This is a genomic window from Marinovum sp. E3, from assembly GCF_055755275.1.
Genome location: NZ_JBVTQV010000006.1, coordinates 39,373 through 55,937 on the forward strand (window position 1 = coordinate 39,373; position 16,565 = coordinate 55,937).

A 16,565-nucleotide genomic window follows, 5' to 3' on the forward strand; every position below is an offset into this window, starting at 1 on the left:
GGCAGGGCTCAGACCCGCGCCGTGTTGAGCGCCCGGCGCGTCGCCTCCCAAGTTTGCGGGAGACCGGCCGCCATGTCGAGGGCGGCCGTTTTGTCATCGGCCTTGCAGCGCGCCTCGATCGCCTGAAGTTCGCGGTGCAGCGCCACTGCACCAAAGACCCCGCAAGAGCCGGCAAGACGATGGGCGTTGGATTGCAGCGCCGGCAGGTCGCCGGCGGCGGCGGCGGCATCGATCTGGCGCAACACGTCTTCGGCTTCGGTCGCAAAGCTGTCGAGCTTGGCGTCGAACCGCTCCTGGCCCAGCAGCGCGGCGATGTCTTCGAGGCTGTCGAGATCGATCAGCATGGCGTTTGTCATGTCGGTTTCCTCCGGGGCATGGGGTTGGGCCGTCACCTGGCCGTGTTCCTGGTCGCGCGCGACCTCGTGCAGCACTTTGCGCAGCGCGTCGGGCCGGATCGGCTTGAGCACGCAGCCCGCCATCCCGGCGGCGAGAAACTCCTTGACCTCGTTCGGCATGGCGTGGGCGGTGACGGCATAGATCGGCGAATTCTTGGACAGCCCGCGCGAGGCGCGGATTTCCTGAGTGGCCTTGATGCCGTTCATGTTCGGCATGCTGACATCCATCAGGATCAGGTCGAAATGCGTGCGGCTGGCCACATGGACGCCTTCGAAGCCGTCGCTGGCATGCGAGACCTTGTGACCCTCGCGCAGCAGCATCGCCTCGAGCACCTCGGCATTGATCGGGTTGTCCTCGACCACCAGCACATCGAGCGGGGCGATCTCGGCGGTGTCGCGGGCGGGGCCGGAGGCGGCGGCGGGCCGGTCCTCGTCCTCGGCGCGGGGCAGGGTGAGGGTGACATGAAAGGTGGTGCCTTCGTCGGGCACGCTCTCGCAGGTCACCTCGCCCTGCATCTGCTGCACCAGGCGGCGGACAATGCCCAGCCCGAGGCCGGTGCCGGTGGCCGTCCGCTCGTACGGGGAATCGATGGTGACGAAATCCTCGAAGATCCGCGCCTGATCCTCCTCGGAGATGCCGATGCCGGTGTCGGCCACCGCGATGGCAAGCTCGACCTCGTCATTGCCGGCCGCGCGGGTGGCGGTGCGGATCGTCACCTTGCCGCTGGGGGTGAATTTGACGGCATTGCTCAGCAGGTTCATCACCACCTGTTGCAGCGCCCGCGACTGGCCCAGGACACAGGCGTCGGGGCCGCTGTGCTCGGTCACCACGGTGGTGTTCTGCTGCCCGGCCACCGGCCGCATGCTGTCGGCCACGGCGTCGACCAGCGCGACCGGACGGAAGGGCGCGAGCGGGGCGGTCCTTTCGCCGGAATCGAGCCGTTCGATCAGCAGCACGTCGTTGATATGGCCCAGCAACACCTGGCTGGAGGATTCGGCAATCGTGACATAGCGTTTCTGCTTGTCGGTCAAAGGATCGTCGGTCATCAGGTCGAGCGCCGACATGATGCCGTTGAGCGGGGTGCGCATCTCGTGGCTCATCACCGCGAAGAAATGCGATTTCTCGCGGAAGGCGGTGAGCGCGTCGTCGCGGGCCTGCTGCAACTCGGCCTTGGCGCGCTTTTCCTCGGTGATGTCGCGGATATAAGAGACAAAGGCCGGCCCGGTCTCGCCCGCGGTCTCCGAGATCGACACTTCGATCGGAAATTCGTGGCCGTCGCGGTGCATGGCGATCAGCTCGAGCCGGCCCTGATCGACGATGTTGGAGGTGTCGGAGGAGGTGTAGCGCACAAACCCCTCGGCATGGGCCTCGCGGAAGGCCGGCGGCACGATGGTTTCGGACAACTTGCGGCCGATGATCTCGTCCTTGCGAAAGCCGAAGATCTTTTCCGCCGAGCCGTTGAAATCGGTGATCAGCCCCTGATCATCGATCACCACGATGGCGTCGAGCGAGGCGCGCAGCGTCGATTCCCGCATCCGCCCGGCGCGGGAGATCGCGGCCGCGCGGCGCGACAGTTCGAGCCGCTGCCAGGTCATCGTCGCCAGGGTCAGGATCAGCGCGCCGAACACCCCGAGAGCAACCAGCGCCAGGCGGCGCAACAGCTCGACGATCTCGGTCCGCTGCTGGTCCGACAGGCTGGCCATGACCTGGACCGCCCCCAGCGCGAACAGCCGCGGGGTCGCGACGAGCTCCTCGATCCAGCTATCGATCTGCGGCAGCGCATCGATCAGAACGGCATCGGAGGAATCGATCAGCGGCACCGTCATCATCAGGAAATGCTCGAGGTCGTGCCGATGCGTCCGCAGCTCGGGGTTGTCCGCGAGGTTCAGCGTCTGGGTCGAGCCTTCGAGCGTTTTCACCCGGCTGTAGAAGATGTCGAATTGCTTGCGCAGCTCGTCGAGCGTGGCGGGATCTTCGATGGCGGCGTCGAGCGCCGTGCGCAACTTGAGGAAATCCACCTCGAGCTGCGCGGTATTCCACTGGATATTGTCGCGCGGCACCTGCCTGAGCTCGCGGATCTTGCCGCCAAGCTCGACCGCGATCAGCCCGGCGGTGGCCAGGCCGCCCAGGACAATGACCAGCACCACAAGGCGAAGCCTGCGAAATCGCAGGCTGTTGTCGTGCGAAATATTTGCGCCGATCGCCATGCGGTCCGCCCTTTTGTCTTAACTTCTGAATTACTTGACGTTGAGCCGGTCAAGCTGCCAGATGCTCCGGCTGTAGATCGTTTCGGACCGGTAGTCGGCGTTCTGATCATAGGGATAGATCAGCCAGATCGGGCCCTTGTCGCGGCGGGACATATAGGCGCCATCGCTCTTGTAGGCCAGGATCGGCCCGCCTTCGACCGCGTCGCTGATCGGGATTTCGACCGAATAATCGTTGATTGCGGTGGCATCGATCATTGTACCGGTGGCCTCCAGGCTGTCGAGAAAGGTCTTCAGCTCGACACCGGTATAGGTCTGTTCGCCGGCGGTCCAGATCGTCGAGGTGGTGAATTCGGTGGCCGGCAGCGCCTCGAGCATCTCGAGATCGAACTCCGCCTTGTCCATCGCATTGGTGACATGCACGTTGCCGGTGACCGTCAGGATGACCTCGCCCTCCGGTGCCTTCAACGTTTCGGAAAGGGCGGTGGTGGCAAAAAAGGCCAGTGTCAGCAAAAGCATCGCGGCCATGGTCGAAGGGGGCCTGAGGGTCAAGGTCATCGCGGGGTCCTTACTCTTTAAAGTGCAGGGTTTGTACGAGCCATATTAATCCGTCCTGATCGCATACTGCATTGGCGTATTAGGATGCTCGTTATAACCTTTGGTATAGTCGCCGAGTGTCAGTGGTATTGGTGTCGCACATTAGGGTCAGGATTCATAACCAATAGATGACAATAGCTGCGAGGGCTATGGCAGAGAGGAATACCTTTGGACAGCGGTCATAGCGGGTCGCGACGCGCCTCCAGTCCTTGAGCCTTCCGAACATGATCTCGATGCGGTTGCGCCGCTTGTATCGGCGCTTGTCGTATTTGACCGGGGTCTTGCGTTGCTTTCGACCTGGGATGCAGGCGCGTATCCCTTTGTCTTTCAACGCTTCCCGGAACCAGTCGGCATCGTAGCCGCGATCCCCGAGCAGCCAATTGACTTTTGGAAGGCCGCTGAGCAATGCCCGCGCGCCGATGTAATCGCTGACCTGACCGGCGGTGACGAACAGGTCGAGCGGGCGCCCCTGACTGTCGCAGATGGCGTGCAGTTTGGTGTTCATGCCGCCCTTGGTGCGACCGATCAGGCGACCACGCCCCCTTTTTTCACGCCCAGGCTGGACGCCGTGCGATGTGCCTTCAGGTAGGTCGCATCGATCATCACTGTATTCTTCTCGCCGTGCAGGGCGGCCAGACCCGCCATCATCCGCGCGAAGATGCCTTTCTCGCTCCAACGCTTCCATCGGCTGTAGAGCGTCTTGTGCGGGCCGTAGGCGGCAGGAGCGTCACGCCAGCGCAAGCCATTACGATTGATAAAGATTATGCCGCTCAACACACGCTTGTCGTCAACGCGCGGCTTTCCGTGCGATTTCGGAAAGAAGGGCTTCAGACGCGCCATCTGCGCGTCGGTCAGCCAGAAAAGATCGCTCATGTCACAGCTCCGTTTTAAGAGCCGTGAATCACGCGGTGCGGCCGAAATCAATGCATCCTGAGCCTAGGGTTGATCGACCGTAAGCGCCGCCGCTAGAGCATACATACGGATTGTAGAATGCGTTCACTCTAAGGCAGAACTATTCCATAGACTTGCGCGGAATGAGCGAAATGGGTAACAAGTGGCCGAAGGGTCGCCGAGATAGGAACAAGACAGAATGCATGTTCTGATAGCAGACGATCATGAATTGGTGCGCGACACCATTGCGGCCTTCCTCGAAGGTGATGGCATCCAGGTACACACCGCCGACGATCTGGGCGGGGCGCTGTCGCTGATCCGGCAGAAAGGACCGTTCGATCTGGTCCTGCTGGATTTCGACATGCCCGGAATGAACGGGCTCGACGGCCTGTCCGAAACCATCGAGGTCAATGGCCGCAACCCGGTGGGCATTCTCTCCGGCACCGCCTCGCGCACCGTCGCCGAAGAGGCGCTCGAGGCCGGGGCGGCCGGGTTCCTGCCCAAGACCATGGCGGCGCGGTCGCTGCGCAACGCGGTGCGCTTCATGGCCGCCGGCGAGACCTTTGCCCCGGTGAGCTTCATGGCGCAGAAGGAAGACGACCCGGCGCATGCCTTCGACGAATTGCTGACCGACCGGGAAAAGCAGGTGTTGATCGGGCTGACCAAGGCGCAGTCGAACAAGGCCATCGCCCGCGATCTCGATCTTCAGGAGGTCACGGTCAAGCTGCACGTCAAGACCCTCAGCCGCAAGCTGAACGCCCGCAACCGGACCCATGCGGCGCTGATCGCCAAGGAAGCCGGCTTCGTCTGATCCCACCCCGCGCGCGCCGGGCTCAAACCGAGCCGGAGAACATCCCAGACCGCATCTCCTTGCAGAATGAAGCCGCCTTCGGGCGGCTTCTTTCGTCTTGGCGGGCCTCTCCGGCGGTATAGGCGGCGTGCCCTTTGCCGGCGGCGCTGCCCCTTCGCGGCGTCGCTCCGATACGGTCGCCCGACCGATTCGCCCTTTGCCGACAAGAGCTTGACCGCCGCCTCTGATAGCGAATCCCCAGCAGCCGCCGGCCCGGAGCCTGCGCTTTGGCCGGATTTTCCGGGCCGAGGCGCCCGCCGGGCGGCAAAACCGCCTATCCCTTCGGACAGGGCGACCCGCCCATGGTGCAGAGCCTGCCGTCCAACCGGACGCGCGGCGCGCTTTGGCAGTGCGGGATCCGCCAACCGGTGCCCTCTCCTATCCGGTCTCGGGGATGTGAGCAGCAGGCCATTCACGCGAAAAAGTCGCTGTAGTTCGCCTCATCTCCGAGGTGGGCCGATCAACCCGACAAGCGATGCCGGCCCGCCGGCCCGCCTGACAGCAGGAGACTTTAACTATGTGCCTCGTAACGACCATCACCCGCGCAGGTCTGGGAGTGGCGATGCTCGCCACATCGGCCCTGGCCCTTCAGGCCGAGGAGCTGCGCGCCAATTTCGAACTGTTCATCGTCGAAAGCGATGAGGCCGGCCTCGAGCAGCTCGTCGAGCGCGAGAGCGTCAAGCCCGGCGAGACCATCCATTTCGCGATCCAGCACGAGAACCTCAGCGATGACGCCATGGCCGACCTGGTCATCGTCGGTCCGGTGCCCGAGGGCGTGACCCTGAAGCTGGGCACCGAGCAGAGCTCGCATGACGCCACCTTCGAGATCCAGGCCGAAATGGACCCCGAGCTGCCCGGCCTCGAATGGTCGACCCTGCCGGCGCTGCGCAAGATCATTGAAGACGACGGAACCGTGCGCATGGAACCGGTTCCCGAAGACATCGTCGAAGCCGTCCGCTGGACGCTCGGCACCTCGCTCGCCGCCGGCGACGAGGCCCTGAACTCCTACCGGGTGGTCGTCAACTGATCCCTCCGGTCCTCGTCCCCGGGGGTGGAGCCCCGTCAACTCAATATGTTCAATGGTGAATACAAGTGAATACTCAAGCGCACTTCAAACGCGGCTGTAGTGCTGTCGCTCTCATGTCGGTTTTCGGGGCCGCAGCCTATGCTGCCGCACCAGAGGCCGGTTCGGTCATCGGCAACCAGGCGGTTGCCACCTATACCAACAGCTCCGGCGATACCATCACGGTCACGTCGAACAAGGTCGAGACCGTCGTCCAGCAGGTCGCCGGCCTGACGATGATCTCCGACAATTCGGAAGCCATCGCCCCGGGCGGCAAGGCCTTTCTGCCGCACATCGTGACCAACGACGGCAACGGCCCCGACAGCTTCGCGCTGACCGCGACCGAGCAGGACTCGGGCGCCCTGGACACCACCCTGGTGTTCTACCCGGATGCCAACATGGACGGTGTCGCCGACAGCGCCACGCCGATCACCAGCACCCCGGTGCTGGCGCCCGGTGAGCAATACGGCTTTATCATCGAGGCCTCGGCCTCCTCGACCCAGACCGGCACCGACAACATTGACGTCCTCGCCGTTTCGGCGCTCGACAACACCGTCACCGACGCCAATGTCGACACGCTGACCATCTCGAACGGCGCGATTGTCGAAGTCGTCAAGTCGATGACCGTCGATCCCGCCTCGGGCACCGGCAACAACGCGATTGTCGACTCCGGCGATGAAGTCACCATCACGCTGACCTATTCGTCGACCGGCCTGGTCTCGGCCAACAACTACGTGGTCCGCGACATCCTCGACGGCCGCCTGAACTATGTGGCGAACTCGGCCACCTGGTCGGATGCGACCGGGCCCCTGGGCGAAGCCAACGCGGCCAATGCCACCGACCAGACCAACGGCGGCGGCCAGACCATCGCCTGGTCCTACGACAACGCCCAGACCTTGCAGTTCATCCTGTCCGAAGTGCCCTCGGGCCGCTCCGGCAGCGTGACCTTCAAGGCCACCATCGCCGACGGTGCCCCGGCCGGCATCATCCCCAACACCGCCACCCAGACCGTCGACGGCGCGGCCTTCCCGGACTCGAACACCGCCTCGGTGACCGTGGACGAGCAGTTCAGCCTGGAAATCGACGACACCAAGATCAACCTGGACGGCACCCGTGACGGCACCGTCGCCTCGGCCACCGACACCGACGCCGCCGCCAATGACGTGGTGACCGACAATGCCGATGTCTATCAGGGCGCGACGATCCCGTTCGAATTCGTGATCTCGAATACCTCGAACGTGACCGACAGCTACACGCTTGACGTCAACAACGTCGACTTCCCGGCCGGCACCACCTTCCGCATGGTCGCGGAAGACGGCGCGACGCCGATCGTCGGCACCGTCGGCCCGCTGGTTTCGGGTGACGCGGTCAAGGTGACCCTGCTGGCGACCCTGCCGACCGATGTGACCCCGGTTCCGACCACCGAGTACACCGCCAATGTGGTGGCGACCTCGGAAAACAGCGGCACCTTCGACAGCTCGACCGCGGAATACACCGGTGCGGTTCTGGCCTCGGCCATCGACCTCGAGAACAAGGTCGCGGGATCCGAAGGTGACGGCGCGGCGCCGACCAATGGCGGCCTGCCCTGGGTGACCCAGACCACCGATCCCGGTGTGGCGGTGTCCTTCCCGATGAATGTCGAAAACGGCGGCACCACCTCGGACAGCTTCAACCTGGAACTGGCGCAGGCCATTCCGGCGGGCTGGACCGTGGAGTTCCAGACGCTTGACGGAACCGTTGTCTCCAACACCGGCACCATCCCGGCGGGCGGCAGCAAGGACTTCAACGTCGTCATCACGCCGACCGAAGGCTATCCGCCGAGCGACAACCCGATCGACATCCTGGTGTCGTCGGCCGTCACCGGCCAATCCGACCGCATCGTCAACCAGCTGACCATCAACAAGGTTGTCGACGTGGCCATCGAGGCCGATCAGGAAGCCCAGGCAGCCCCCGGCGGCATCGTCGACATGGTGCACACCGTGACCAACAACTCGAACGTCGCGATCACCGAAGGTGCGATCTCCCAGAGCGGTCTGACCGACTTCTCCGGCGCGATCTACTGGGACGCCAACCAGAACGGCGTGATCGATGCGACCGAGGTCATCGTCGACAACTTCGACGACCTGGTTGACGGTGTTGCAGCGGGCACCAACGGGCTTGCCGCAGGCGACCAGATCTCGCTGATCTACCGGGTGCAGACCCCGTCGAGCGCCACCCCCGGCCTGTCCGAAATCGGCACCATCGCCCTGGCGAACACGCTGAACGCGGGCGCCGATATCGATGTCGACACTGCCGACAACGCGGTGAACGACAAGGTGGTGATCGTCTCGGGTGACGTGACGCTGACCAAGATGCAGTACATCGATCCGCTCTGCACCGGTGCGCCTGGCACCTTCACCAAGAACCGTCTCGACGTCGAGCCGGGCCAGTGCATCCGCTACCAGATCGAAGCCGAGAACACCGGCACGACCAATGCAGGAAACGTGCGTATCCGCGACGTGGCCCCGGCCTACTCGACGATCCACACCTGCGGCGGCGCCTGCACCTACTCGGTCTATCCGGCCGAGCCCGCATCCTCGGTGACCATCACCGGCACCACTGCGGACAGCTTCCACAACACGGTTCTGCCCGGTGACTTTGCCCGGCTCGAGTTCACCGTGAAGGTCTCCGAGTAACGACCCCCGGTCCACCCGGCCCAGCCCTCCCCGGGGCCGGGTGGACCCCCCTCCTTTCCCTTCAGAGTTCGGGTTGTGTTTCATGTGGTTCTCAAGAATAGACTGGTTCAAGCTTTTCGCGCCGCTCCTGCTCGCCTTCATCATGGCAGCCACCTGCGGCGCGGCGGTCGCCTTTGCCCAGACCGCCGGCAGCCAGACCGCCAGCGCCGGGCTGATCATCCGCAACACCGCCACCGCGAGCTATTTCAACGCCCGCCTCGGCCTGGTCGAAACCGTCCGTTCCAACACCGTCGCCGCCACGGTTGTCGCCGTTCCGGCCTTCGAGCTCTCGGGCCGAAGCGACCTGATCCTGGCCCGCGGCGCCACCTCGTTTCATCAGTATGACGTGACCAACGTGGGCAACGTCGTGCTCGAGATGGATTTCGACGTCGCCGACAGCGGCACCACCGGGGTGATCACCGACCGCAGCCTGTTCATCGACGTCAACGGCAACGGCATCGTCGACAGCGCCGACCGCGAGATTGCCATGGGCGAGACCGTGACGCTGGGCGTCGACGAGACCCTCGCGCTGATCTATGTCTTTGACGTGGCCCATGACGCCACCCCCGGCGATACCCTGATGTCCGAGCTGATGGCCAGTGGCAAATCCGCCAACGGCGCCGTCGCCGCCGCCAGCCACGGCCAGGCGATGGGCAGCGTCGAGATCGTCGATGCCGCCTTGCAGCTGGAAAAGACCTTCAGCCACATGCAGACCGCCGAAGGCACGCAGATCACCTATCGCCTGCGGCTCTACAACAATTCGCAAAGCCCGGTTGCCGCCTATGACAGCGTCAACGGCGCGCCGATCATGATCGACGGCACGGCCGCCACCGGCGTGGTGGTGCGCGATGCGATCCCGCTCAACACCGAGTTCGTCTCGGCCGGCAGCACCATGTCGCTGGTCACGCTCTACCATCTGCAAGGTACGCCGGAGCAACAATATGTCTCGTCCCGGCCGGCCGATCCGGCCACCGTCGACGCGGTGGCGTTCTTTCACCGCGGGGCCTATCCGGTGGGCCAGTTCCGCGAGGTGCATTTCACCGTGCTGCGCCCGCTCGCGCTGAGCGCCGGCGAAGTGCTCAACATCGCCGAGACCTTTGTCGAAGGCGCCTCGCGCATGCATCAGGTGCCCTCGAACCGGGTGCGCCTGGCCGGGGCGGCCGAGGCCAGCATCACGCTCGATTTCGTCGATCCGCAGACCGACGAGCGCGTCGATTTCACCGATCCCGGCACCGATACCGCGCTGCGCGTGGTGTCCGGCGCCTGCAACATCAGCCGCGAGATCGACCGGGTCGAGATCGAGGTGCGCAGCACCATCACCGGCGATGTGGAATATGTCACCGCCACCGAAACCGGCCCCAACACCGGCATTTTCGACACCGCCGCGCTGCCGATCGCCGAGATGCTGACTCCGGTGGCGGGCGATGGCGTGATGGCCTCGGTGCAGGGTGACCTGCTGTCGGGCCTGGTGGTCTGCGCCGGGATTTCCGCCGCCGACGACCTGATGATCACCCCCGGCCTGATGGTGTTCGACAGCGTCACCAACGCCGCTGTCGCCGGCGCGGTGATCGAGCTGACCGATGCCTCGGGCACCGTTGTCGCCACCTCGACCTCGGGGCCCGACGGTTTTGCCGCGATGGGCCAGGCCGTGCCCGGCGATTACAGCCTGATGGTGCGCCCGCCCGCCGAATACAGCTTTCCCTCGGTGCGCGATGCCTTTGGCGGCTATGGCCGGAAGGTGATGCCGCGGGCCTCCTTCGGTCAGGTCTGGACCCATGGCGGCGGCATGATGGCGCGGATGGACATCCCGCTTGATCCGTTTTACGGCGTGCCGCTGGCGCTGGAGAAATCCGCCAACAAGACCAAGGTGCAATCGGGCGAATTCGTGCTCTACACCCTGACCGCCACCAACAACATGAACCAGGCGCTGATCGGGGCGCGGATCTCGGACCGGCTGCCGCGCAATGCGGTGATGGTCGGCGACTCGGCCCGGCTGGCCGGCGAAAAGATCGACGATCCGCAGGCCGATGGCGCCGGCGCGGTGGTCTTCGAGCTTGGCGATCTGGCGCCGCTGGAGAGCGTGACGCTGGAATATGTGCTGCGCTTCACCCCCACCACCAAGAGCGGCGACCGGATCAACGAGGCGGTGCTGTTCGGCGATCAGGCCGGCACCGGCCAGCGCCGGCTGTCGAACATCGCCCGCGCCAAGGTGCGGCTGAACGCCGAGGGCGGGGTGTTTTCGCGCGAAGGCACGATCCTCGGCTCGGTCTTTCTCGACTGCAACGAAAACGGCATCATGGACGGTGACGCCGAGATCGGTGTGCCCGGCGTGCGTCTTGTCACCCAGCAGGGGCTGGCGGTGGTCACCGACCGCGACGGCAAATATTCGCTGTTCGGGCTGAAGCCGATCAGCCATGTGCTGGCGCTGCAATCCTCGACCCTGCCGCTTTCGGCGAAACCGCGGGTGTCGCGGACCGCCGACATGCTGCAAGCCGGCTCGCGCCTGGTGGCGCTCAAGCGGGGCGAGCTTCGGGCCGAGAATTTCCCGCTCGAAGGCTGTACCCCGGCCGCCTTTGCCGAGGTGCAGCGCCGTGCCGAGGCGATGCAGGACCGCGACGACGGCGAGGCCAAGCTGCTCTCGGATCTGCCGATCGACGGCGGCAACCCGGACAGCCGTTCGGCGCGCTCCGAGGCCGGACTTGCGACCACCACCCAGGTCTATGGCAGCCAGACGCCGCTGACCGGTGCCGCGGATCTGCCGGCCGATCAGGCCGAGGCCGCCAATCAGCCCGGCACGCTGGAAGAGATCATCAAGCAGCTCGATCAGGGCTTTGGCTTTCTCGGGCTTGCCGATGGCGACCGGGTCAGCCGTCGCAGCCTCAAGCTGCGGGTGAAGGGCCCGGCGGATCTGACCCTGCGGCTCGAGGTCAATGGCAAGGAGGTCGGCGGCGACCGGGTGGGGGAACATGCGGTCTGGGAAGGCGGCAACCTTCAGGCCAAGGAATATATCGCCCTGCGGCTCAATCCCGGCGCCAACAAGATCCGGCTGAGCGGCACCGATCCCTTTGGCATCGCCCGCAAATCCGCCGAGATCACCATCACCGCCCCCGGCGATCCGGCGCGGATCGAGATTGTCGCCCCGGCCGAGGCCCAGGCCGCCCCCGGCAGCGCGATCCCGGTGCTGGTGCGCATTCTCGACGCGCGCGGCAACCCGGCGCAGGCCGCCGCCGTGGTGACGCTGATGGCGCGCAACGCCGAATGGGATGTGACCGACATCCGCGACGATCAGCCCGGGGTGCAGGTCTATCTCGACAATGGCGAGGCGACCTATGATCTGCTGGCGCCGCAGAACGCCGGCCCCGAGACCATCGGCGTGCAAAGCGGCTTTGGCGACGCCAGCACCCGCATCCTGTTCAAGCCCGACCTGGCCGATCGCATTCTGGTCGGCCTGATCGAAGGCGCGGTCGGTCTGCGGGACGGGGCGCTGCACGTCGAGGACACCGCGGTCAGCCCCTTTGAGGACACCGTTTCGGGCCTGCGCGGCGAGGTTTATCTCAAGGGCCGGATCCGTGGCGACGCGCTGCTGACCCTGCGCTACAGCTCGGATCGCGACACCGAGGACCGGCTGTTCCGCGACATTCGCGCCGATGAATATTACCCGGTCTACGGCGACAATTCCGAACGCGGGTTCGACGCGCAATCCTCGACCAACCTGTTCGTCAAGGTCGAGAAGGGCGCCTCTTACATCCTCTATGGCGATATTGCCATCGAACCCGAGGATCCGGCCTTCAAGCTGGGCGGCTACCGCGATGTGACCACCGGCGTGAAGGCGCATTGGGAAGGCGAGACCGCCCGGGTGACCGTCTTTGCCGCGCGCACGGCGCAGAAAAGCCGCACCGTCGAGCTTCGCGGCCGCGGCATCTCGGGGCCCTATGACATCGACCTGCGCGATTTCCGCGAGGGCTCGGACCTGGTGGAGCTGCTGGTGCGCGACGAAGACACCGGCGAGATCCTGTCGACCACGCGGCTGCGGCGGCTGATCGACTACACGCTGGATTATTTCCGCAACACGATCATCTTTGACACCCCGCTGCGGCAGGCCGACGAGGACGGCAACCCGATCTCGGTGCGGGTGACCTATCAGATCGAAGGCGAGGGCGACGAGACCTATTGGCTGTACGGTGCCGAAGCCGGGATCGACCTCTCCGAGCGCAGCCGCGCCGGGGTGCGGGTGGTGCGGTCTGACGGGCGCGAGGGCAGCGACGAGCGGTTTGCCATCGATGCCGGCTTTGTCGAACACCAGCTGAGCCGCAACGCCAGCGTCACCGCCGAGATCGCCCGGTCCGAGAATGGACAGGGCGCGCAGGGCACGGCGGCGCGGATCGCCTACGAATACGCCACCGACGAGAGCCGGTTCCAGATCGAGGCCTCGACCGCGAGCGAGGATTTCGCCCCGCCCGGTGCGCCGGTGCGCCCCGGCACGACCCAGGCCAAGCTGTCGTATGAGACCAAGCTGACCGAGACCGCGGCGCTGACCGCCAGCGCGGAATACGTGCAGGACCGGATTGCCGGGACCGAACGTGCCAATGCCGAGCTGGGGGTGCGCCGCAAGATCAGCGAGACCACCCGCCGGACCGACGCGCTGCGCCTGTCGCGCGATCTGCAAGCCGATGCCGACGAGGGCACCGAGCTGCTCTGGGTGCAGAACGCCGAATGGCGGCCCGAGAGCACGCCGGGCGTGAAACTCTCCTTCGATCTCGAATTGCCGCTCGTCGGGGTCGAGCAGGGCACGCTGCGGATCGGTGGCGATTACGAGCTGCGCGACGAGCTGCGGATCTTTGGCCAGGCCGAACTGTCCTTCGGGCCGCTGGGCGACGCGCTGACCGATGCGCAGATCGGCGCCGAATACCGCATGACCGAATGGCTGACCGGCCGGTCCGAGATGACCTCGGCCGTCGATCAGGGCACCCGGGTCGTGCAGGGCCTCGATGGCAAATGGGAGCTGAGCGAACGGGTCTCGCTGCGCGCCGGGCTGGAGCACAGCTTTGACCTGGGCGCGGCTGACAGCGGCCTGACCAGCCTGGCGCTTGGGGCCAAGTGGACCTCGGAAGATGGCCGGTGGATCGGCGAGGCCGCGTTTGACCAGACCGTCGAGGCGGCCGGCTATACCGCCTTTACCGATCTTGGCCTGGCCGGGCAGGTCTCGCCCGATCTGACCTTGCTGGCGCGCAGCCGCTACGCCTTTGACGGCCGCGACGGCGCCGACAAGCACCGGCACCGGCTGCGCACCGGCATGTCCTATCGGCCGAAAAACGAGGCGCGGGCCAATGTGCTGGCCTGGTACGAGAACCGGCTCGAGGTGAACACCATCCGCAGCGTCGATCATCTCTGGTCGGTCGCCGGCACCTGGGACGCCAACCCGCGGCTGCGGCTGAACGGCAAATACGCCGGCCAGTACAGCGCCCAGGGCTTCGAGAACGGCGCCGATGCGACCGGGCTGATGCAGCTGGTGCAGGCCGGGGTGACCGGCGAGGTGATCGCCAACCGGCTCGAGGCCTCGGTCAATGCCTACCACATGTGGGACAACAGCGGCTTTTCCAGCCAGGCGCTGGGGGTCGAGGCGGGGCTGGTGGTGGATGAGGGGGTGATGGTATCGCTGGGGTATACCCACGCCCGCGAAACCCTGCCTTATGACAGCGCCATCTTCGAGGACGGGTTTTACCTCAAGCTGCGGCTGAAGCTGGACGACAGCCTGTGGGACCAGCTCGACCGGTTTCTCGGCGGCTGACGGCCCCGGCGATCGCAAGGCCATGCGCCCCCGCAGCGATGCGGGGGCGTTTTTGCGAGAGGGCGTCGGAGCCCGGGTCTCGGCCGCTTTGAATACATTGATCGAGCATTTGTCGCGATGTTGCCGGTGTTTGGCGGAATATGCATCCGTTCTTGAAATACGGATACGTTCATGCTACGAATATGTCATATGGGAGGGTATCCGCGTTTTTTGGATACAAAGCACGCATCAGCAGGGCTGCGGCGTTCGCGCCGGCGTGGCGGATCAGAAACAAGGGGAGGAGGCCGGCATGAGCACCATGGACCGGATTGTAGAGACCGGGATCTTTGTGGATGGCGCGGCGCGCCCGGCATCGAACGGGGCGACCTATGACCTGTTCAACCCGGCGCGGCCGGCAGAGCTGGTGGGCCATGCGGCGGCGGCCACGGCCAGGGATGTCGAGGCCGCTGTCGGCGCGGCGCATGCGGCCTTTCCGGCCTGGGCCGATCTGGGCTTTGCCGAACGCGCGCGCCTGTTGCGCGAGGTGGCCGGGGCGCTGACGGCGGATGAGGCAGATGTGCAGTTCCGCTCGCGGCTCTTTACCCGCGAACACGGCAAGATCGCCCGCGAGACCCTGTTGGAGATGTCGCGGCTGGGGGATCGCTTCATGCAGGCCGCCGCCTATGGCGAGCGCATGGCGATTGACGAAAAGATGGGCCCGGCCGAGGCCGGCCCGGCGTTCGACACCATCATCACCCGCCAGCCGCGCGGGGTGGCGGCGCTGATCGTGCCGTGGAACTGGCCGCTGTCGATCCTCGGCGCCAAGCTGCCGCAGGCGCTGGTGACCGGCAATACCGTGGTGGTCAAGCCGGCGGAAAACTCGGCGCTGGCGCCGATGCTGACCTTGCAGATCATCGCGAAACTTCTGCCGCCCGGCGTGGTCAATGTGCTCACCGGATCGAGCCGCGAGATCGGCGATGTGCTGACCGGCCATCCGTTGGTGCGCAAGGTGAACTTCACCGGCTCGGTGCCAGTGGGCAAACACGTGATGAAGGTCGCGGCCGAGAACCTGACGCCGGTGACGCTGGAGCTGGGCGGCAATGACGCGGCGCTGATGCTGGAAGACATCGAGTTGAACGACGCGGTGTTCGACAAGATGTACTGGGCCGCCTTCGCATCTTCGGGCCAGATCTGCATGGCGCTGAAGCGGATGTATGTGCATGAGAGCCGCTATGACGAGGTGGTCGATGGCTTTACCGCCGCCTGCGAGCGGGCGGTGGTGGGCGACGGGCTCTTGCCCGAAACGACCATGGGGCCGGTCAACAATGCCAGACAGCTGAAGGTAGTGACCGACATGATCGCCGAGGCCCGCGCCAGCGGGGCGGAGCTGCGCGAATGCGGGCAGGTGCCGGACCCGGCGCTTTATGACGGTGGCGGCTATTTCCAGAAGCCGGTGCTGGTCTATGATGCCGATCCCGGCCTGTCGATCGTGCGCGAGGAACAATTCGGCCCCTGTCTGCCGATCATGAAGTTCCGCAACGACGACGAGGCCGTTGCGCTGGCCAATGACAGCGAATTCGGCCTCTGTTCGTCGGTCTGGACGCCGGATGCCGAGCGCGCGCTGCGCGTCGCGCGTAGGCTGGAGGCGGGCTATACCTATCTGAACGGCCATGGGCCGATGGCGCAGGACGGGCGCGGGCCGTTTGGCGGCGTCAAGAACTCGGGCATCGGGCGCAATCTGGGCTATGACGGCGTGCTGGCCTTTACCGAGGCGCATTCGATTTCCGGGCCCGGAGGCTTTCTTCTGTGAGCGCCGCGCGCCAAGACACCCCGCCGGCGTTCTGGGCCATCGCCACCGAGCGCAGCGTCGTGATCCGGGCCGCGCGCATCGCGCTGGTGGTGGGGGTGGTGCTGGCGCTCATCAACCATGGCCACCGGCTGATCGCCGGCGCGACAGACGGCGCCGCGCTGGCCCGGATCGGGCTGACCTTTCTCGTGCCCTATTGCGTATCGACCTATTCCTCGGTGCTGGCGGTGCGCGACAAGATGCAGCGGGTCTGACGGGAACCAAGGGAACATCGAT

General features: G+C 65.4%; 9 protein-coding genes. 6 read left to right on the plus strand and 3 right to left on the minus strand.

Annotation, left to right across the window (positions count from 1 at the left end):
- Positions 1-8: 8 nt before the first annotated feature.
- The 3 genes from AC0J5K_RS21645 to AC0J5K_RS21655 form a co-directional block, all read right to left on the minus strand.
- On the minus strand, positions 9-2,603 hold the full coding sequence (locus AC0J5K_RS21645) for a hybrid sensor histidine kinase/response regulator (protein WP_473009966.1): 2,595 nt from the start codon (positions 2,601-2,603) through the stop codon (positions 9-11).
- 30 nt (positions 2,604-2,633) lie between these two features.
- Positions 2,634-3,158, minus strand: a complete 525-nt coding sequence (locus AC0J5K_RS21650) for a putative pterin-binding protein (protein ID WP_244526547.1) — start codon at positions 3,156-3,158, stop codon at positions 2,634-2,636.
- A 154-nt stretch (positions 3,159-3,312) separates the two neighbouring features.
- A protein-coding gene (locus AC0J5K_RS21655) for an IS5 family transposase (RefSeq protein WP_420398465.1) occupies positions 3,313-4,070 on the minus strand; the annotation gives its coding sequence in 2 pieces (ribosomal slippage) (positions 3,313-3,734 and positions 3,734-4,070; 759 coding nt in all).
- Positions 4,071-4,287: 217 nt separating this feature from the next.
- On the opposite strand from AC0J5K_RS21655, the gene AC0J5K_RS21660 reads away from it, so the two are divergent.
- The 6 genes from AC0J5K_RS21660 to nrtS all read left to right on the plus strand — a co-directional run bounded on the left by AC0J5K_RS21660 (position 4,288) and on the right by nrtS (position 16,543).
- Positions 4,288-4,899 carry a response regulator transcription factor gene (locus AC0J5K_RS21660; RefSeq protein ID WP_274564105.1) on the plus strand — a complete coding sequence of 204 codons (612 nt, stop codon included), beginning with the start codon at positions 4,288-4,290 and terminating at the stop codon, positions 4,897-4,899.
- 556 nt (positions 4,900-5,455) lie between these two features.
- The gene (locus AC0J5K_RS21665) at positions 5,456-5,965 is read left to right on the plus strand and encodes a hypothetical protein (RefSeq protein WP_074837971.1); all 510 of its coding nucleotides are present in this window, start codon (positions 5,456-5,458) and stop codon (positions 5,963-5,965) included.
- A 113-nt stretch (positions 5,966-6,078) separates the two neighbouring features.
- Entirely contained in the window at positions 6,079-8,676 is a 2,598-nt protein-coding gene (locus tag AC0J5K_RS21670; RefSeq protein WP_274564109.1) for a hypothetical protein, read from the plus strand.
- 82 nt (positions 8,677-8,758) lie between these two features.
- Positions 8,759-14,503: a hypothetical protein gene (locus tag AC0J5K_RS21675; RefSeq protein WP_274564111.1), complete on the plus strand. Its 5,745-nt coding sequence runs from the start codon at positions 8,759-8,761 to the stop codon at positions 14,501-14,503.
- A 289-nt stretch (positions 14,504-14,792) separates the two neighbouring features.
- Complete coding sequence (locus AC0J5K_RS21680; RefSeq protein WP_074837967.1) at positions 14,793-16,292, plus strand: aldehyde dehydrogenase family protein; 1,500 nt, start codon at positions 14,793-14,795, stop codon at positions 16,290-16,292.
- Positions 16,289-16,543 (plus strand): nitrate/nitrite transporter NrtS, encoded by a 255-nt coding sequence (nrtS, locus tag AC0J5K_RS21685; RefSeq protein ID WP_274564113.1) that lies wholly within the window; start codon positions 16,289-16,291, stop codon positions 16,541-16,543. Before AC0J5K_RS21680 ends, nrtS begins: the two co-directional genes overlap by 4 nt.
- Positions 16,544-16,565 lie beyond the last annotated feature (22 nt).